At 47.1% G+C, this 19,320-nt stretch carries 19 protein-coding genes and 1 pseudogene; 9 read left to right on the top strand and 11 right to left on the bottom strand.

Annotation, left to right across the window (positions count from 1 at the left end):
• Positions 1 to 139 precede the first annotated feature (139 nt).
• The 4 genes from DXZ20_RS32170 to DXZ20_RS32155 all read left to right on the top strand — a co-directional run bounded on the left by DXZ20_RS32170 (position 140) and on the right by DXZ20_RS32155 (position 4,841).
• Complete coding sequence (locus DXZ20_RS32170) at positions 140 to 2,032, top strand: lipoxygenase family protein (protein WP_163702848.1); 1,893 nt, start codon at positions 140 to 142, stop codon at positions 2,030 to 2,032.
• A gap of 96 nt (positions 2,033 to 2,128) precedes the next feature.
• A complete protein-coding gene (locus DXZ20_RS32165) occupies positions 2,129 to 3,487 on the top strand; it encodes a cytochrome P450 (protein ID WP_163702847.1) in 1,359 nt (452 codons plus the stop codon).
• 168 nt (positions 3,488 to 3,655) lie between these two features.
• Positions 3,656 to 4,228: a hypothetical protein gene (locus DXZ20_RS32160; RefSeq protein WP_163702846.1), complete on the top strand. Its 573-nt coding sequence runs from the start codon at positions 3,656 to 3,658 to the stop codon at positions 4,226 to 4,228.
• A 34-nt stretch (positions 4,229 to 4,262) separates the two neighbouring features.
• On the top strand, positions 4,263 to 4,841 hold the full coding sequence (locus DXZ20_RS32155) for a hypothetical protein (RefSeq protein WP_163702845.1): 579 nt from the start codon (positions 4,263 to 4,265) through the stop codon (positions 4,839 to 4,841).
• Between the two features lie 18 nt (positions 4,842 to 4,859).
• Here DXZ20_RS32155 and DXZ20_RS32150 read toward each other — a convergent pair whose 3' ends face one another.
• Positions 4,860 to 6,950: a DNA phosphorothioation-associated putative methyltransferase gene (locus tag DXZ20_RS32150; protein WP_163702844.1), complete on the bottom strand. Its 2,091-nt coding sequence runs from the start codon at positions 6,948 to 6,950 to the stop codon at positions 4,860 to 4,862.
• 127 nt (positions 6,951 to 7,077) lie between these two features.
• Here DXZ20_RS32150 and DXZ20_RS32145 point away from each other — a divergent pair, with 127 nt between their 5' ends.
• The 3 genes from DXZ20_RS32145 to DXZ20_RS32135 are packed head-to-tail and all read left to right on the top strand — an operon-like array spanning position 7,078 to position 8,978.
• Positions 7,078 to 8,193 (top strand): phosphoadenosine phosphosulfate reductase domain-containing protein, encoded by a 1,116-nt coding sequence (locus DXZ20_RS32145; RefSeq protein ID WP_250566000.1) that lies wholly within the window; start codon positions 7,078 to 7,080, stop codon positions 8,191 to 8,193.
• Between the two features lie 10 nt (positions 8,194 to 8,203).
• Positions 8,204 to 8,629: a nucleotidyltransferase substrate binding protein gene (locus DXZ20_RS32140; protein WP_023071818.1), complete on the top strand. Its 426-nt coding sequence runs from the start codon at positions 8,204 to 8,206 to the stop codon at positions 8,627 to 8,629.
• A complete protein-coding gene (locus DXZ20_RS32135) occupies positions 8,619 to 8,978 on the top strand; it encodes a nucleotidyltransferase domain-containing protein (RefSeq protein WP_163671042.1) in 360 nt (119 codons plus the stop codon). Before DXZ20_RS32140 ends, DXZ20_RS32135 begins: the two co-directional genes overlap by 11 nt.
• 15 nt (positions 8,979 to 8,993) lie before the next feature.
• On the opposite strand, the gene dndE is transcribed toward DXZ20_RS32135, so the two are convergent.
• From dndE to DXZ20_RS32120, 4 genes and pseudogenes are all read right to left on the bottom strand, one after another.
• On the bottom strand, positions 8,994 to 9,377 hold the full coding sequence (dndE, locus tag DXZ20_RS32130; RefSeq protein WP_163702843.1) for a DNA sulfur modification protein DndE: 384 nt from the start codon (positions 9,375 to 9,377) through the stop codon (positions 8,994 to 8,996).
• A gap of 2 nt (positions 9,378 to 9,379) precedes the next feature.
• A pseudogene (locus DXZ20_RS32125) lies at positions 9,380 to 9,709 on the bottom strand (DNA sulfur modification protein DndD); the annotation flags it as partial.
• Complete coding sequence (locus DXZ20_RS37945) at positions 9,696 to 9,839, bottom strand: hypothetical protein (RefSeq protein ID WP_163671040.1); 144 nt, start codon at positions 9,837 to 9,839, stop codon at positions 9,696 to 9,698. The pseudogene DXZ20_RS32125 and the gene DXZ20_RS37945, both read right to left, overlap by 14 nt.
• Positions 9,840 to 10,027: 188 nt before the next feature.
• Positions 10,028 to 11,581, bottom strand: a complete 1,554-nt coding sequence (locus DXZ20_RS32120) for an ATP-binding protein (RefSeq protein WP_163702842.1) — start codon at positions 11,579 to 11,581, stop codon at positions 10,028 to 10,030.
• Positions 11,582 to 11,815: 234 nt separating this feature from the next.
• Here DXZ20_RS32120 and DXZ20_RS32115 point away from each other — a divergent pair, with 234 nt between their 5' ends.
• The gene (locus DXZ20_RS32115) at positions 11,816 to 12,064 is read left to right on the top strand and encodes a helix-turn-helix domain-containing protein (RefSeq protein WP_348918744.1); all 249 of its coding nucleotides are present in this window, start codon (positions 11,816 to 11,818) and stop codon (positions 12,062 to 12,064) included.
• Between the two features lie 15 nt (positions 12,065 to 12,079).
• On the opposite strand, the gene DXZ20_RS37940 is transcribed toward DXZ20_RS32115, so the two are convergent.
• From DXZ20_RS37940 to gyrB, 5 genes are all read right to left on the bottom strand, one after another.
• Positions 12,080 to 12,694, bottom strand: coding sequence for an HNH endonuclease (locus DXZ20_RS37940; RefSeq protein WP_348918279.1), 615 nt, complete (start codon positions 12,692 to 12,694; stop codon positions 12,080 to 12,082).
• A gap of 165 nt (positions 12,695 to 12,859) precedes the next feature.
• Positions 12,860 to 13,453, bottom strand: a complete 594-nt coding sequence (locus tag DXZ20_RS32105; protein WP_163671038.1) for a hypothetical protein — start codon at positions 13,451 to 13,453, stop codon at positions 12,860 to 12,862.
• Positions 13,454 to 13,475: 22 nt separating this feature from the next.
• Positions 13,476 to 13,745, bottom strand: a complete 270-nt coding sequence (locus DXZ20_RS32100) for a phospholipase D-like domain-containing protein (protein WP_163671037.1) — start codon at positions 13,743 to 13,745, stop codon at positions 13,476 to 13,478.
• 15 nt (positions 13,746 to 13,760) lie between these two features.
• On the bottom strand, positions 13,761 to 14,093 hold the full coding sequence (locus DXZ20_RS32095; protein WP_163671036.1) for a pyrophosphohydrolase domain-containing protein: 333 nt from the start codon (positions 14,091 to 14,093) through the stop codon (positions 13,761 to 13,763).
• Positions 14,094 to 14,268: 175 nt separating this feature from the next.
• A complete protein-coding gene (gene gyrB, locus DXZ20_RS32090) occupies positions 14,269 to 16,206 on the bottom strand; it encodes a DNA topoisomerase (ATP-hydrolyzing) subunit B (protein ID WP_163671035.1) in 1,938 nt (645 codons plus the stop codon).
• A gap of 171 nt (positions 16,207 to 16,377) precedes the next feature.
• On the opposite strand from gyrB, the gene miaA reads away from it, so the two are divergent.
• Complete coding sequence (miaA, locus tag DXZ20_RS32085; RefSeq protein WP_163671034.1) at positions 16,378 to 17,358, top strand: tRNA (adenosine(37)-N6)-dimethylallyltransferase MiaA; 981 nt, start codon at positions 16,378 to 16,380, stop codon at positions 17,356 to 17,358.
• A 307-nt stretch (positions 17,359 to 17,665) separates the two neighbouring features.
• Here miaA and mutL read toward each other — a convergent pair whose 3' ends face one another.
• Positions 17,666 to 19,318 carry a DNA mismatch repair endonuclease MutL gene (mutL, locus tag DXZ20_RS32080; protein WP_163671873.1) on the bottom strand — a complete coding sequence of 551 codons (1,653 nt, stop codon included), beginning with the start codon at positions 19,316 to 19,318 and terminating at the stop codon, positions 17,666 to 17,668.
• Positions 19,319 to 19,320 lie beyond the last annotated feature (2 nt).

The raw sequence follows: 19,320 nt of genomic DNA, 5'->3' as shown, positions 1-19,320 counted from the left end.
ATTTAAGTGCGGAATATGGGCTAAATAAAGTGTATTTAAAGATCTGGAAGCCTGTTCTCAGGAGACCTTTCAGATCTCCATACTTTCATCAATCAATGGGTGTTTGCAGAAAACAACTCATTTTTTGAGGGGGACTATAATGACTGCAAGCTATAAAAATCAAAATCTGCAAGAAAAAAAGCAGCAATATCAGTATAACTATACCCATATCCCACCTGTGGCCATGGTAGACAAACTGTCAGAAGAGGAGGAGTTTGCTCCTAGATGGCGGTTGTTAGTGGCCAAGGTTGGTTTTGAACTACTCGTTAACACCATTATTGCTAATCGTGGAGATCAGGGTAAATCTGGAGCAGCCGATGATGTCAAAATGTTTCTGATAGAAACGGTTAAGGAAACATTGGTAGATTATAAAGGTTTTTCTCGCTTAAAGATTCTCTGGCAAGGGGCAAAATATACCCCTAGACTCTTATTCGGCAGATTATCTATCAATGTAGAAGAGATTGAAGATCTGATTACAGACATTATCAAAAGTGTCAGCGCTGATTTCCTCCGAGATTTTGCAGCTAACGTACAGCAAAAATTAATACTGGACTCTCCTAAAGGTAAAGGGGATGACATCAAAGATTTTCAGGAGCTATTCCAAACCATTGATCTACCTGCTATCGCTTATACCTATGAGGAGGATGAGGTATTTGCATCCATGCGGGTAGCTGGGCCTAATCCGGTCATGCTACAGCGACTGACAGAACCTGAGGCACGGCTGCCGATCACAGAGACTCAATATCAAGCCGTCATGGGAGCAGCGGATTCTCTGACAGAGGCCTATGCCGAGGGACGTGTATACCTGACGGATTACGCCATTCTAGAGGGGGCAATCAATGGCTCATTTCCCGCCGATCAGAAATATCTTTACGCCCCCCTAGCTTTATTTGCTGTACCGAAAGCCGATGTGGGCGATCGTCGTCTGCGTCCGGTGGCCATTCAATGTGGGCAAAACCCTAATGATTTTCCCATCCATACACCCAACTCCAATCCCTATGCATGGCTCTGCGCTAAGACCATTGTGCAGGTTGCCGACGCGAACTTCCATGAGGCGGTTACCCATCTGGCGCGGACTCATTTGTTCATTGGGCCATTTGCGATCGCCACCCACCGCCAGCTACCCGACAATCATCCCCTCAGTCTCCTCCTGCGCCCCCACTTCCAAGGCATGCTGGCCATCAACAACGAAGCCCAGGCCAAGCTGATTGCTGCCGGTGGTGGCGTTAACAAAATTCTCTCAGCAACCATCGACGCGTCCCGAGTATTTGCCGTCCTGGGGGTACAAACCTATGGCTTCAATGCCGCCATGTTCCCCAAGCAGCTCCAACAGCGCGGTGTAGACGACACAAACAGCCTACCCATCTACCCCTACCGTGATGACGGCATCTTAATTTGGGACGCCATCCACCATTGGGTAGAGGACTATCTCAAGCTGTACTATGCCGATGACGCTGCTGTACAGCAAGACGCTAATTTGCAAGCCTGGGCACAGGAACTCATTGCTTATGATGGCGGTCGCGTCATAGAGTTTGGTGAAACTGAGGGACAACTGCAAACGCTGCTGCAAACCCTGACGTATCTCATTGATGCCATTACTCTAATTATTTTTACCGCCAGTGCTCAACACGCTGCTGTGAATTTTCCCCAAAAGGACATCATGAGCTTCACCCCAGCAATGCCGACCGCTGGCTATGATGAGTTACTAAATCTGGGAGAACAGACCACAAAAGAAGATTACCTGAGTTTGTTACCGCCTTTAAACCAAGCCCAAGAACAGCTCAAGCTATTGCACTTGCTTGGCTCCGTGCATTTTACAGAGTTAGGCCAGTACGAAAAGGGACATTTTCAAGACACTCAAGTACAAGCCCCCTTGCAACGTTTCCAGAATCGATTAGAAGAAATCACAGATGTGATCTACCAGCGAAATCGCAATCGTCCCGCCTACGAATATCTATTACCCAAGAATATTCCCCAAAGCATCAATATCTAGATACACCCGTTGTATTCTCTCTCTGGCACATGCCCAATTTCTCAGCGCACTGATCGTCGAACATCAGCTAGATACCCCCTACCTAATGCAATTATCATGGACATCAATGCACTAACTCAAAAAGTTCTTAAAACCCACGATAACCAAATCAAGCTCTCTAAAAAGCTAGAAAAATTCGGATATAACAGCCCCCGTGGAAAGTTGCTACGTTTAATGGCCTATTACAAAGAGGGGTTCACCATCTTAAAAGCATGGCGAGATTTTCTATACATTCGTAAAAATCACATCGGTAACACATTTTTTGCCGTCGATCATGCCATCATGCATGCTGATCATGCCCAGGTAAAGAAGCTAATGCAGATTGAGCCGCAGGTGCGCAGCAATGACCTGGGCATCATTAGAATTCTTGCTCCTAGCTACATGCTGAATCACCCGCTGAGCTTGGGGACAAATGGCAAAGAACATACTGGGATTCGAGCCATCTTTCAACAAGCTTTACCTGATCCCTTTGAACATGGGGATGACATAGGCCAATATATTGACAGCCTTCTATCAGAAGCATCCAGCCAGGGGACCTTGCATATTGGCAATGATCTCCCCCGGTTTATGGTCAAAATCTTGCACCATCTAGTATTTCAAATATCTCTTTCTCAAGAAGAAGTCACAGCCTCCCGTAGCTATATAAAAGGCTTACCACTAGCATCTCTACCCAACTTTATGAGTCGCTATCTGCTGGCCTTTAAGACGGGTCCCATTATTAAACATCGCAAACATCTAATTCAGCGATATCAAACATCTCCCAAATGGGCGACCTATGTAGAAATAGGGCAGCAGTACCAGCTAAATTCAGAGCAAATTGCCAATGGCCTGTTTGATATGATTCACATTGCCGGTACAGCCGGTACAAGTGCTTTATTAGGATCTGTAATTGGTATTTTATGTGTCAATAATTCTCTGCGCGAGGATGTCATTAAAGAAATAAATACCCTATGGCAGGGAACAGAACCAATCCCAGGGGATATGCTGCGCCAGGCCACCCTTCTCCATAAGGTTATTTTAGAAACAGCTCGGCTATATCCCCCCGTACGCTTTGTCAGCCAACTGGCAACAGAGGCAGGGGAGGTCAAAGTCGGCAGTCAGAAATGTCCTTTCCAAAAGGGTACGCGACTGCTTGGCTCCATCTTCACCGCTAATCGGGACGCCAATAGATATAAAAAACCAGATAGCTTTTCCACCCAACGAGATTTTTCTGACCTTTTATCGTGGAATGGTGATGACCATGAACGCGTTTGCCCAGGTAAATCCCTATCCATTGAGCTGATCAAAGTTTTCTGCATCTACCTTTTGAAGCGCTATCAGTGGGAACAGTTTACAGAAGTGCAATGGGATTTTGAAAAAGTGACTGCCGTTACTCCTAATGATTTGGAATTGCAGGGGTTTAAGGCTAAGGCATAAAGAGTCATGTGCCTCGATGTTGAAGATCGCATGGCAATGCATCCCCCTACGGAGACATTTGGCCGAGAGATCATAGGCATTTGTAAATTCTCTGTTCTCCAACAGCAGACAATAACAACTTCTAGTCACTGAACAGTCATCGCAACATTCGCCATAGGACTAACAAGCATGAAAAGTACCGTAGTTACTCAAAAGTTTGAGGATATTGCCACTTGGATGACAGCCACACACCCCACAAATCTCCCAACTGTGTTGAAAGGCATCTTTTATATGGATGGCAACCCCCTACCGGATGACTGCATTACCATGTATAACCTGGAGTGGGATGAGAAAATGAATTGCCTCACGTTACCTGTAACCGGGCCAACTCAATGGACCTTTCATCACACATTTTTAGGATGGCTGTTGTTACGGGCAGCTCAAATTTCTAGATTTCGGTACAAAATTCAATTTCAGGATAATGACTTGAAATTGGCTCAAATTACGCCTATCACCTTTGGTATTCCTGTACCAAAGGTGATTATTAATGCAACCCTGCGCCAGGATGAAAATGCTCAACATGGCGATGTGTGGCAACGTAAAAATCTCTGGTTTGGCGGTTTACCCAGAGCTGGCGAATATATTCTACGCCGGGTCGTTGATGAAAACGGCCAATACACACCTGCTTTTCAAGAGATGCTTAGCAAAGTTGATGCTGAATGTTTAGTGCTCGTCCAAGACTCGAAAGCTCACGATGTGTAGAGCTAAGATATGGCTAGCCTAGCAGTGTATTGCAATGAAAGCTCAAAGATCGATTCGTTTGGGGCGCTATCTGAATCTAGAAGAATTTTGCACATGCACACAGACCTATCGACGATGGTCAGATTCAATTGAACCATTTCCTAAAAATCTGGAAGAAACTATTCCAGCTGTACAGGCACTATGTAATTACATTATTGACCCTGTCATAGACCAGTATGGACAGACACAATTTGAGCTGACCTATGGATTTTGTTCGTCAGATTTAAAGCGATTTTTGGCCCAAAAAGATCCGTTGACAGGCCTAAAGAATGGCAAATCTACCCCCAGTGTGGATCAACACATGGCCTGTGAGAAAAATCGTCATGGTCGTTATTATTGCGATCGCTTAGGGGCTGCCTGTGATTTTAGAATTGTGGACCTAGACAGTAATGCCCTGGTGGAGTGGATCTTAGGCCAGGCCTTACCCTTTGACTCGCTTTACTACTACGGACCAAATCGTCCCATCCACATTAGCTATGGGCCACAGCATAAGCGACAGATTTGGGCATTTACCGAACAAGGGACACCGACTAAGCAGGGTGCACAGCATTGGCAGAGGCAGGTGAAGGGATGAAGAGTGACTCTTTCCTTTCTACTCTTTACTCTTCACTTTCTGCCGAGCACGAACCTGAGACTTGCGTAACTTAAGGGTATAGGGATCAGCATCTTTACGCCATACTAATCGGTATCCTTGCAACTGAGCGCACTGTTCATCAAGACGTTGATTCCACTCATTGAAAGTGATGTAGCTAGAGCCGTCTAATAATCCCCAATCCTGTTCTTGGCGGCTGAGTTTAGCAAATTTGTCGTAGTTAGAATAGTCAGCTGATAAAAGCTGTTCTTTTTGGAGGAGAATAGGCGGATTGTCCTGTGGATCAAAGTCTCGGTAACGCACTTGTAAATCTTGTAAGCCAACTTTCATGCTGGTGTGCAAAATGGGATGTGGTACATTATCAAAATCTGGGAAAAACAGATAGGTAATTTGTGGTTTGGTGTAATTAAGTTTGATGACTGTGACTTCTGTCGGACGGCCTAGAGTTCTTGATACGCAACCTTCATATAGTCTCAGCAGTGGATCAAGCTTCTCTAAAGCTGACAGATGTACCCAGAGGGAATTGGCCATCTGTTTACCAATTGTGCTTTGTTGGCAGTGGTTGGCTAGTAGTTCCAGGTTACCTAGACTCAGCAACATCAGATCTGCTGCTGTGCAGGCCTGGCGATAGCTGCCGAAGAGTGATTTGATATCGTTTTTTACAAGTGGGCTTAAATCGCGTAGTTTGGGACGTTTATCAAAGTGACTGAGGGCCAGATATACCAAGAGATCTTGGCGACGTTTGGATGCGATCTCATCCCACTCCCCCGTATCCGTCACCTTAACTACCAAATTAAACGCCCGCTTCACCGAACCAAACTCACGGGTCAATGGTTCTAGCTGTTCGGGTGACAGTTCATCAGCAGTTGGCACTCGGCCTCGCTCAGTCACAAAATCCATCAGCGGTTGGAGCAGTGCCTTGTATTCCTCAAAGCGTTTAACACTGAGACGAACCCTAGGCGTTGTTGCCCGAGAACGAAATCGCGATGCGCGAAACGCTTCGGCCTGGGCTGGATCACGAAAGATTAAGTAGATACCTAAAGCAGCAGGAATCGCATCCACGCCCAAAACCTGATCAATGTAGGCTTTTAACTCCTCTTGCTCGTAATACTTTTGAAATGTATTACGGTGGGTAATAATCCCGTCTTCGTAAGCCACCAGACCTCGGCGGCTGTCGGCTACTAGCACCTGAGCAGCTACGATCATGACCTGCTGGGTAAGCTGCCAAGCTTGAAGCAAAGCATCTCGCCGCTCTGTCAGGTCTTCGATCACATTGATGACATAGCCCAGATTAACGATATCAGCTGTTTGTTGCGGAGTATCCGGCTGATAAAACGGATCCCAGCCCATGGACTGAAATCCTTTCTGACCGATGCGACTGACATCCCCCCCATGGCCACAGCCGTAGTCAAAAAAACTTGTCTGTGAGGTAAATAAACCGGCTTCCAGGGCTAAGCGAATCGGCTTAGAAAGTGCCTTACGGACGATAGCAGCTTTATGGCGCTCAATTTTTGGTTTTGAGATCGCTTGTTTAGGCGTAAGCGGACACGCTAAGGCATGGTCATGAATGATCAGTTTGTGCTGCTGTAGCCGAGTCTGCCATCCCTGCTGTGTGCCAATTACCCGCGAGTTATCCAACAGACCAAATGCTTCCTGTTGTCGTGTCAGTTCGACAAAGTCTTGATAGCGTGGATAATCAGGAGCAACAAAGGTTTCTTTGCGATGTAAGACGGGTGGATTAAGCGTTTGGCTATAGTCACGATAGAGCAACTGCCCAGTGGCGAGACTAACTTGAACACTGGCATGGAGGGCAGGATGGGCTACCTGATCAAAGTCAGGGTAGTAAAGGTAAGACAGCTTAGGCTGCTCGAAATGAAATTTAACTAGGGTCAGAGGAATATCGTCTCGCAGATAGGGGCGAGCCTTAGCCTCGTATTGCTGTAATGCTTTATCCAGATGACGTAAGGTGGAAATGTGTACATAAAAGGCCCCTGGCAAGCATTTTCCTAAAGTACTGTGCTGGCATTGCTGCACCAGATTAGGTGGCGCAGAAACCAACCGCTCAGACGTCATCGCTGGGAAAGATGCCATGGTCCTACAAACTCAATACATATGTTCTAAAACTGAGATAAACTAAACATTCCTGTGTGAACTAATTCTTTAATGCACTCTAGATATAGCGTTTAATAGATAAACTAGCGCTAATCCTAGGAGCCTGATGCGAAATCTCAGTCTATTTGAAACTGAACGACTGTCATTGGAGCGCAGCATTGAGCTGACCATCGACTCCCTGGCCGCCTATGGAGCTTTATACAAGCATTGGGCCATTGCGTTTAGCGGTGGTAAGGATTCTTCAGCAACTGTAACGCTAGTTGCTCATTTGTTAGAAATAGGTAGAATTCCACAGCCCGAGAGCGTCACGATTTTGTACGCTGATACTCGTCAAGAGTTACCCCCTTTGCACAATGCGGCAATGAACCTGCTGGATAAGCTGCGTTCTCAAGGGTTCGATACTCGTGTAGTGCTGCCTGAGCTGGACCATCGCTACTTTGTTTACATGCTCGGGCGTGGTGTACCGCCACCGAGTAATACGTTCCGTTGGTGTACGCCTAAGCTCAAGGTGATGAGCATGGAGCGGGAACTGGAGACGCTGCGGCAGGAAAGGGGTGAAAAGTTTTTGATGCTGACGGGTGTGCGCATTGGGGAGAGCGCGGCGCGAGACCAGCGGATTGCCATGAGCTGCACGAAGGATGGCGGTGAATGCGGTCAGGGGTGGTTTCAGCATTCATCGGCCAATGCGGTGGCAGATACACTGGCTCCTTTGCTGCACTGGCGTGTGTGTCATATTTGGGACTGGCTGGTGCAGGCGGATGTGGATCTGGGTTATCCGACGTTTGCGATCGCGGAAGTATACGGCCACGATCCTCAAGATGAGCTAGGTGAGACGGAGCCGATGAATGCTCGAACGGGATGTATTGGATGCCCGCTGGTACAGAAGGACTCTGCTTTAGACCGTGTGGTAGCAAATCCTAAGTGGGCATATTTGGCTCCGTTACAGCAACTAAGACCTTTGTATTGGCGAATTAAGCAACCCCAGTATCGGCTAAGAAAACATGGTGAACTGCGTAAAGATGGCACCCTAGCGAAAAAACAAGGGCGTCAAGTTATCCAAGCGAAAAATCTCTATACATTTAATGCTAAAAGCCCGAGGCAAATTGTACGCTCGGCAATTGAGCGGCGGTGTGATAGTGAAGGGAAAAAGCGGACGGTATCACCTGCATGGTTTACTAAACTTCCTGATAAGCGATATGCGCTAAAACAAGAGGTAAGTTAGGCTCATTTCTATGACGGATCCAGATATTCGATGGAAGCAGCGATTTGCAAACTATGAACGAGCCTTGGCTCAGCTTACGAAGTTTATTGATAAGGGTGAATTGAATGAACTGGAAGAGCAAGGGTTAATCCAGGCGTTTGAATATACCCATGAGCTAGCCTGGAATGTCTTGAAAGATTATTTACAGTATCAAGGAAATCAAAACATCTATGGTTCTCGCGATGCCACCCGTCTTGCCTTTAATGTGGGTCTAATTGAAGATGGTGGTAGCTGGATGGATATGATTAAAGAGCGAAATCGTACTAGCCATACTTACAATCAGACAACGGCTCAAGCGATCGCAGCCAATATAAAAGGTCGATTCTTTGATTTGTTTGTAAAACTGCAAGTCAAGATGCAGGCTCTACAGACTGAGGAACTACAGAATGGAGAGTAAAAACCTAAAATTTGGCCTTGAATCGAAGACTATTGAGGATATTTCAAGTATTTTTCAGCAATATACTGAAATTGAACGGGTTATTTTGTACGGTTCACGAGCTAAAGGTACCTATCGAGCCGGTTCAGATATTGATTTAACTCTCGTAGGTAAGCAAATTTCTCACGAGCAGTTGTTATCCATTGAACATCAGTTAGATGATTTATTGTTGCCGTATCTATTTGACCTGTCGATTTTTAGCCATATTGAAGATCCAGATGTGATTGATCACATTAATCGAGTCGGGCTTATTTTCTATGAGAAAAAGTCATCGACTGATGAGCAGAAGAAGGTTTCTGAAAGACTATAGCGTTTCATTCAATCTCTACAACGTTGTTAGCTCGATAAAATCTTCAAGTTTTTTGATGTTGGGATCACCAGCAAGATAGCCGATTCCTCGATGTAGGTGTAACCTTAGTGGCTGAGCAAGGGTTTCATCATCGGTATCTATACCGTCATCGTGACAACGCTGCTTAAGGGCAATTAGTAACAAATCAGCAATAGGACCACCAAATACTTGCCATGTCATTTCTACGTTACTGTCCGCAGGAATAGGCACAGGTGATGGTGGGGACTTTTCAGCCAATGATCGACAAAGTGCCCAGCGACAAAGAACATTCCAGTTTTGGATCTTGGTAACTCGCTTGAGTTTAATCAGCTGATCTTTTGCGGGCTGTGAGAGTTTGATTCGGTCACTGGGGGCTTGCATGTCTACCAAAAATATCCTAGTTTCACTGTGGTCTGTCGTTTCTTGGGATGATAATCAAGCAGGTACTCACGGGCAATAGAGGACTGAGATCGCAACACCCCCACCTCTTCTTCTCGAATCTCAGTATCCGTAGACAGCAACAACACCTGATGGCTGGCCTGGGGAAAGTAGCGTTCAACCAGGTGTTGACGATGTTCCGAATCTAGCCGTCCCAGGGGAGTATCAATAGCAACAGGAAGCTGTCGCCCTGAAGCATTGGCCAGCCCCCACAGCAGGGCAATGGCTAAGAGCTGTTGCTCTCCAGCAGATAGCCGATGTTTAGGGAGCTGCTGAACCATACAGAAACACATCGGTAAGACGCTGCTGATAATGCTGCTCAAGGACTTTTTTGCATTGCTGTATCACGTCCTCAACTTGCGAGGGCAAAGGGCTAACGTTTTCTGCCATGTTGTTCTGATTCATGAAGCTGACAGTACCTCAAATTTGTAAACTGTGGTGTGTGGACTAAATGACATAGGGGCACTGTATCGGCATAGCAGCGTTTAGTCATAAACCTTTATGGGGTAATCAGGTTTGGGACATCTGCCTCAACATAAATAACGGTAATGTTCATGGTATTGGCCAGCCAGTCGATTGAGAACGAACAAATACTATGCTCGAATGACGGTAATTAATCTCTGTCCGTTTGACTGTATGGTCTTCGTGGCTAGGCGTTCTGCCATAGGAAGTGCCTGGGTTCGGCGATCAAAAATAACTAGCCAGCCATGGTTCTGATCTAATCGGTCTAGATAGCTGTCTAACTGTTCTAGACCTGCCTCCAGCGGATCTGCCCTTTTGTCTCGCCATACTTTTAGCTCAATGCCCAAGGTGACATTGCCATAGTGTAGGCAAAGATCCATGCGATCGCTACCAATGGCATACTCTCGTTCCAACGTGCCACCCCCGTTGACCACCCGGTGCAAAAATGCCATCAATACTAAATGGGGGGCGATTTCGTGATAAGCCGCACTATTGAGCAATGGCTCACCATGCTGTCGCCAGAAGGCTAAAAATGCATCCAACAGCGCTTTAGTATCCAGCTCGCCCGTAGCCGTTAGCCATGTGGGAGCGATCATGGGCAAGCTGTCCTGGGAGCCTTGCACTAAAAAGCGCACCAGTACTTCCCGATAAATTGGGTTTGTGACCACTAATCCACCGGCTTGAGAACGCTTGAGCAAACCCAGATCCACCAAATATTGACGATCATCATTGGACGTGACCGGTAGTGGTAAACCCGCTAGCATGGGTTCGATGATGGCTTTGATCCGTTTTTCTTGTAAGCGCTCGGCCAGGCTATCCAGGTGGGTGTCCTGACGCTTGATGAGAATCTCTTTGGCTTGCTGCACCAGGTCTGGCGTAATGGTAATGGCGGAGTCTGGTGCTAACACTTCTACTAGCTGACGGGCCAGGGCGTTGACTAACCAGGGTTGGCCATCGGTTAGCTCAAACACTAAATTTGTGGCAGCGGTTGAAAAGACCTGACCTGTTTCATCCGTATGCTGTTGATACAGCTCTGCTACTTCAGCCGCTGTAAAATTTCGCATCGTGATGGATTCGGCTTTGATGTTGAACGGGCTCGATGTGGTCAGTCGGTTGCTGCCGCCAGATGCTACTTTGTAGTCTCGCACATCCCGTAAACCAATCAGTGCCACAGACTGGGGGAACCCGTGGGGACGGCTACGAAACCCGTTACGCAACTGCCGTAAAACTGATATCAGTGCAGCATCTTGTAGGGTGTCTATTTCATCAATAAAGAGCACCAACGGCCTTGGAATAGCTTGACTCCAGGCATTTAGGGCTGCTTCAATCCGTTGACCAGCCGTTGACTCTGGCCAGGGGGGTGGCTGGCAATCTGCAGGTAAGTACATGTTGGCATTGCCACGCCAGCTGTTTAGTAGGGCTAACTCCATGGCCCCTGGATCATCTGAGAAGGGAGCCCCTAGCTCGGCGGAGACGACCAGTGCGGCATATTGCCCTGAGTCGGTCAGTTGTTTGGCCAGGGCAAGCATGGCTGTGGTTTTGCCGATTTGGCGCGGGGCGTGGAGGACAAAGTAGTTTTCCTGGTCTATTAGGCGCTTTAATCCAGGCATTGACCAGCGAGCTGTGGTCAATGTGTAGTGCTTTGTTTGGACACAAGGGCCTGTTGTGTTAAACCAGCGAGCCATAAGGGAGTTAGCGAAAAGCTTTCAATAGTTTACTAACGGGGTAGGTATTTCACTAGCGGTACTTCATCCACTACCCTTCATCCCCACTCCATACCACTGCTCCAGGCATTGCATGCAATGCCCCTACTGTCACTCTCCATCTCTTCACTTTTCATTACCTATCCATCGAATAGGCACAGTCCAATTGGACTTACTCAAGATATCACAGTCCAATTGGACTGTATACGAAACGCTATGACCTTTGTAAGGATCAAAGGCATGGGCAGAGCAGGTAAAGTACTAAAAACGGTGATGGAGAACCACGGCATTAGCCAGGGACGATTGGCGGCCGTGATGGGTATCGGTGCATCCAATATTTATCGCTGGGCCAATGAGGTGCGTGACCCTAGCTCTGAAACGGTGGTTAGTCTAATTAAGGCTCTCAAACAGATTCAGCCAGAAGCCGCTGATGAATTTAAAGCGCTTTATTTCAAAGACCTCTAAGGTCTTTGAGTTGTTTCAGCTGGCAATTCCCCAGTACTCACGATGCCACTCTATGGCTGATAAACGGGGCTCATACTCAGTTTCAACAGGTAGAAGAATCTGTTCACCATGAAAATCCTTTATCTGTCTTGTGTACTCAGAGGGTTCCTCATATAAACGATCCCTGGCAACAATAATTCGATAATTATCATCAATGCCAAACCAGCCATGATCAAATGCCCAGTGATGATTTTTACAAAGGGAGATACCATTATCAAAACGATCATCCCGAAATTCTGCAAAGGGCAAAATATGGGAGCCATCGACAATATTGTGATTATTATCGCTAACAATTCTGAGGTGACAGAAAGCACACTGCTGATTATATAAGGATGTAACAATGCGTCTAAACGCGGCATTGCGGACAAAGATGCGTTGTTGATCTTTCAGATCTTCTACGGTATACGTCGCTCCACCACTGTCAAACAGTTTGAGCTGGGTTTGTTCAAATTCATCGTAGGACAATAATTCCTCAACTGTCTCTGCTTGATGGTTAAACCAACTGTTGATAAGTACATCAGTCAGCTCTCGCCTAGTTTCACTGGCTGTTAAAAGAGAGAACAAAGCGTCATCAACGTAGGCATATTTCACAACATTCCTCAGAGCATTTAATCCTCTGATTTTAGTCTTAGAGGCTACGGTGTTCAATTGCTGAAAGCAATAATATTGGCTTATGGGGCGCTACACCACGCTGACGGTTATAATTGACTCGAAGTTTAGAAAACTTCTTAGCGTAGTAAAGAAGATCTGAAGACATCAGCTTAAAACCGTTTTCAGAATAGGCCCTACATTGTCCTGGGTATAGAAACGGGCATATTTTTCCAACAACTTAGATTCTGTATCATCTAGTTTGTCAATCGCTGCAATATCAAAAATATTGTCTATCTGTCCAGGAAACCATTTGCTGACTAATACCCGTAATAAATTTTCCCTGGGAATAGGCTGTTGAAGCAGTTCAAATAAATCTTCATCTAAGTAAGCATATTTAATCACTCGCTTTACTTCAGCAAAGGTTTTAAGTTTCACCTTAGAAGAGAGCACTGACTCAAATTGACGATTAGGCCATAGGTGCCAGAACTTACCGCTTTTCATAAAGAAGAATGGCTTTGAAATATCAGGGTTATGGGTGTTTGAACCTAGATACAACCAGTATTTGAGGAAAGTGTGAATCAGCTGAGGTTGTAGGAATATTTTGTTTTCCTGAATCTGGTGTTTTTGAATATGTTCAATAACAGACAATAATAGAATTGGCTTATGAGGCGCGATACCATGAGCACGGTCTACCCGGATTTTCTGAAATTTTTTGCCATAAAAGTCTAGTAATTCTAATGTTTCGAGGGTATTACCCATAACGCTTTCAAGGTTCTTCAAGTCACGCTATCCTCAAAACATCATATCCACATTTTGAATGCTCCACATCCTCCGCCGATAGTTGAGGCGACGCAATCAACCGCATTTTTCCCTCAGCCCGAATAAACGTCGCCAGCCCACATGCTACCGCCGCCATCGACGTACTCGAAAAAAAGCCCACCGCTCGGTCATACCGCACCGACTGACTCAGGCAAGGCACATAAAAATCACAGATTAGATCGTTGCGATCGCTCCGATAATCCTCATGAATAGCTACATCTTGTAACGTCACATCTGTGCTCAACTCCTAATCCTTTTCTTCAACCCACATCAATTTCAACCGTTCCTCAAATCCACCACGTTCCAGCCTCTTCTGTTTTTGGGCCTCTCGCACCTCTTGCCAACTAATACCCAAAACAACAATCAATGTATCCATCACTTCCGCCACATCAGCAAGTTCTTCTGTCAACTCAGCTATAGACTCAGCTCCCTGAACTTCCCTAGTTTCTTCCAGAAGTTTCTGTTTCAAAGCTCTTTTATACTTATCTTCAGAAAGTCGCAGTGTCAAAAACTTTTTACCTGCCGCCTCAATGAGGTCCGGCACCTTATCCCGTACAAGCTTGTTATAGTCTTTTCTCACTCAGACTACCTCTACCATCAAAATACTCATCAGCTAACAATCTAAAAGCTGATTAGAAGCAAGGAATCAACTATGCTTCTAATCAGCTCTATTATCTATTGATGGAATGGCTAATGACTTTAGCCGTATTGTATTTTCGCAATCACCGACTGAGCCCTCCGACAGTTGTCAGACTTTAGATATCTAGATCCGCCATGTTCAGCTTTGGACCATAGGTCTCAATAAACTCACGGCGAGGTGCTACACGATCACCCATGAGCACCGTAAAGATCCGCTCGGCCTCCGCTGCATCTTCGATCTCCACCTTCTTCAGCGTGCGACTCTCCGGGTTCATGGTGGTATCCCACAGCTGAGTAGGCATCATTTCACCCAGACCCTTAAATCGCTGCACATTGTATTTTGCATTAGCAGGCAATGCGCTAATACCTCGCTGGAGTTCTTGCTCGCTATAACAGTAGGTATGACTGCGGCCCCGCTCTAACTTATATAAGGGTGGGCAAGCAATGTATACAAAGCCTTGATCGATCAACGCTCGCTGATAGCGATAGAAGAACGTCAGCAGCAGTGTGCGAATGTGAGCGCCATCCACGTCTGCATCTGTCATTAGACAAATGCGATGGTAGCGTAGCTGGGATGCATCAAATTCTTCGCCCTTGATACCTAATCCCAAAGCCGTAATCAATGACTGGACTTCGTTGTTTTTATAAATCTTCGAGTCATCGGTTTTCTCAATGTTGAGAATCTTGCCTCGCAGCGGCAGAATGGCTTGAAAACGACGATCACGCCCCTGCTTGGCACTACCTCCCGCAGAGTCACCCTCTACGATAAAGATTTCTGATTCAGCGGGGTCACGGGAGCTACAGTCTGCCAACTTACCCGGCAGTGTGGAAGACTCTAAAACTGACTTACGTCTGACCAGATCTCGGGCACGACGGGCAGCTTCCGCTGCATTAAAGGATTGAATGGCTTTTTCTAAGATAGAATCCACCACATTGGGATTGAAGTCTAGATACTCGCTCAGGGTTTCCCCAATCAGCGAATCAACAATACCGCGCACCTCGGTATTACCCAGCTTAGTTTTAGTCTGGCCTTCAAATTCGGGTTCTGGCACCTTAACGGAAATAACCGCCGTTAGGCCTTCGCGAATGTTCTCACCAGCAAGGTTGGACTCATTATCCTTACGCTTATTACGCTTGCGAGCAAAATTGTTCATGGTGCGTGTGAGCACCGCTTTGAGTCCCTCTAAATGTGTACCACCATCAACAGTGCGAATATTATTTGCAAAGCCCATCAAGTTATCAGAGTAGGCATCGACAGACCATTGCAGAGCGGCTTCTACTTGGACACCGTTTTTCTCGCCAGTCACGTAAATAATGTCTGGGTGAATAGGCTGCTTCTCTTTATTGATATATTCAACGTATTCACGGATACCGCCTTCATAGAAGTAGCGGTTTACTTTAGGTTCATCTGCCTTGAGCAGTTCTAAGCGATGATCCGTGAACGTAATATCCACACCCGCATTGAGGTACGCTAACTCTCGCAAACGACCGGCCAGGGTGCTGTAATCAAACTCAACGGTCTCCGTAAAAATCAGCTGGTCGGGCTTAAAGCTGACCGATGTACCCGTCTGACTACCAGCACCGCTTTTTACTGATAATTCTCCTTGGGCTTCACCACGCTCGTAGCGTTGAAGATGCTCTTTTTGATTACGCCAGACAGTAACTTCCACCCATTCTGACAAAGCGTTAACCACTGAAACACCCACACCATGGAGACCACCAGATACTTTATAGCCACCACCGCCAAACTTACCGCCAGCGTGGAGGACCGTCATGACGGTTTCCAGGGCAGACTTACCGGTACGGGCATGGACATCCGTGGGAATACCGCGTCCGTCGTCAGTAACGGTGACAGAACCGTCGGCATTAAGGTCGATGGTAATCGTTTTGCAATAACCCGCAAGCGCTTCGTCTACGGAGTTGTCAACAACCTCGTAAACTAGGTGATGCAAACCACGCGGCCCCGTACTACCAATGTACATACCCGGTCGCTTGCGCACAGGTTCCAGGCCTTCAAGCACCTGAATCTGATCAGCACCATAATCGGTTGTCATGCGTTCCTATCTCCTAAGACGGTCGTAAAGCCGCAATAGCATTAGAAATGAAATTGTGCCCCCGAATTCTAGCACAACGGTGTTAAAAGCGATTCTGAATGGATTTTAGAAAGCGTATTTATTAGGGATGGATCAAAAAAATTTACACGTAAAATATACGGACAATTTTCATTGACTAAAATCAGTTTAAAATTTAGTGCTTATGTACCATCCCTTATTATAGTCGTTGGCCCAACGGCATCGGGGAAATCTGGCCTAGCGTTGCAGATAGCTCAGCGGTTAAATGGGGTGATTTTGGGAGCAGATTCACGTCAGGTATACCGTGAGTTTGATATTGGTACGGCAAAGCCATCCTTAGCAGAACAGCAGCAGGTACCTCACTATCTAATTGATATATGTGAGCCGACTGAAACTTTAACAGTTGCTGATTATCAAGCCAAGGCCCAGGAATTAATTCAGCAGATACACGTACGGCAAGAGCAGGTGCCCTTGTTGGTAGGTGGGACAGGGTTGTATGTGAATGCGATCGCAAAAGGTTTAATTATTCCTCGTGTTGCACCTCAACCAAACCTGCGTCAGCAACTGACTGAGTTAGGTCAACCCCAGTGTTATGCCTTTTTACACCAAGTAGACCCGGCAGCGACTCAGCGGATTCACCCCAATGATGCCGTTCGCACCCTGCGTGCATTAGAGGTTTATTATGCGACTGGACATACTATTTCGGCCCAACAAGGCGAAAATCCGCCGAACTATCCCCTTATATATGTGGGCTTGGACTGTGGTGAGGACCTACGTCAGCGCATTGCCCAACGCACCCACCATATGATAGATGCTGGTTTGGTAGACGAGGTGCACACCTTGATCAATCGTTACGGTGCGGATTTGCCATTATTAAACACGCTAGGGTATGCGGAGATTAAACAACATTTAGCTGGGGATGTAAGTTTAGCGGAAGCGGCTGCTTTGGTGATTCGTCATACGCAGCAGTTTGCTAAGCGGCAACGGACTTGGTTTAGGAAGGAAAAGGCGATTGAGTGGTTTGATGCTAATGCACCTGATTTGATTGATAGGGTTTGGGATTATGTGTCTGATCGGCTTGTTGGGTTGGATGCAAAACCGGTTATGGGGGGACCTTCTTTCCTTAGCCCCTAAAAATGGACAATCTTGTAGGGGCATTCCCTTGTGGATGCCCTGCGATAACAGGCGCTATCAGTCAGGATTTCGTACAGCCTCGTAGTCTGAACGCATTGATTGAAGGGGTAGCTGTAAGTCTTCATTTATGTAGCTTCTCGGCTGGAACCAAAACCGGTTGCGTGGGGTCCCTCCGTATTCACGTTCGGCTGAGCTCACGTCGAAGCCCACACCCCCTGGGCAGGGCGGGACGTCGCCCTACAACCCTCGTACCAGAGAGTTTTGTCAAATAGCAGGCGTTATCTCAGGGCATGTATAAAACATGCCCCTACTGCCTCAACCCATGGCTCTTACCAATCACCCAATGCCGCCGAAAATACCTCGACAAACTCGACTCCTCCAACGTCAAACAAATCGGCCTCCCATGGGGGCAGGTCCTTGGATTCTTAGTCCGCTGCCAATCATCCAACAACGTTTGCATTGTCTCTAACGTCAACGGCGTCCCATTGCGAATTGCCGTACGACAAGCCGTTGCTACCATCGCCTCATCAACATCTCCACCTAAACTCAACTCCAGCAGAGCATCTGCGCAATCGTCTCGCTCCGCCAACGGTACCGGTACCGAACGCACAGCCCAAAGATTTTCACCAAATAGGTCTACCTCTAAACTCAACCGCCTCAATTGCTCAACCTGACGGGCACTAAGCTGACTCAAAATAATCGCTGGCTCGATCTCAACCGTTTGCCAACGCGATTTAATTTGTTCGTAAATAACCCGCTCATGGGCAATGTGCTGCTCCACTAAACACAGGCCACCACTGTGCTCAGCCACTATATAGGTCTCCTGAACCTGGGCAACAGCCTTAAGCTGACTCGGCAGATTATGATTACTAGGACCATAACTACCAGCGACCTCAGCCGCCTTAAACAGCTGCTTAGTACGCTGAGTTTGAGCACTGTCCGTCAAATTAGACAGCCGCAACGTCTTCTCAACCGCAAGGGCAATGCGATCGCACCACACGTCCGTATCTTGCAAATAAATCTCCGACTTAGCCGGATTACGATTCCAGTCAATTTGCTCAGCCGGTACCCGCAAATGCAAAAAACACACGGGATAGCGATCGCGGGGTAACGTACGGCGAAAGTTATAGATCAACGACTGTACTAAAACAGGAGCCGTCACCGTTCGTCCATTAATCGCCACCCGTACCCAGTCCGGACGTCCTCGATGACAGCGATCCGGCAATCCCACCAACAGGTTCAACTGCCCATGCGCACACCCCAAATCATCAGCCGTCAAACTTACGTTCGCTAAATCATGGACCGTCACATCCCGCAGAATCTGAGGCAAAATAGTTTTCGCCGTAGACCCCGGCCACAGGGTAAACCAGTCGCGGTCAGTGTGGGCCACCTGCCAGGTAACTTGGGGATGACACAGGGCTAACTGCTGCACAGTTTGTTGCACCTGGCGTAGCTGTTGGGCCACAGACGGCAACACCTGTCGACGATTGGGCAATCGTGTAAAAAGAGCATCAGCGGTGACAACAGTGCCAGGCGCGATCGCAACTTCCTCAATATCTGTCACCGTTCCTTCTACACCATAATTCACACGCCAACCCACAGCCCCAGCCACCCGACTACGAATTTCTAAGTCCGATAGCTGCGCCAAACTATGCAGCGCCTCACCCCGAAACCCCAGACTCTGAATTTGACTCAGATCATCACAGGTGCGAATCTTGCTCGTGCTATGGGCCGTGGCCGCTTGTTCTAAGTCAGCACGGGAGATACCCATGCCGTTATCCGTCACCCGGACCCGCCACACCTCTGGCCACAAATGAATCACAATCCTGGTAGCCCCAGCATCCAGCGCATTTTCCGACAGCTCCCGCACAACAGCCGCCAGGGAATCAATCACTTCCCCAGCAGCAATCAGGCTGATCACATCCTGAGATAAACGTTGGATAGGTGAGACGGTGGTAATGG

The organism is Adonisia turfae CCMR0081 (assembly GCF_011009555.1).
Classification (GTDB): Bacteria; Cyanobacteriota; Cyanobacteriia; order Phormidesmidales; family Phormidesmidaceae; genus Leptothoe; species Leptothoe turfae.
Note: the sequence above shows the minus strand (reverse complement) of the source record. Positions and strands in the feature narration are given on the sequence as shown.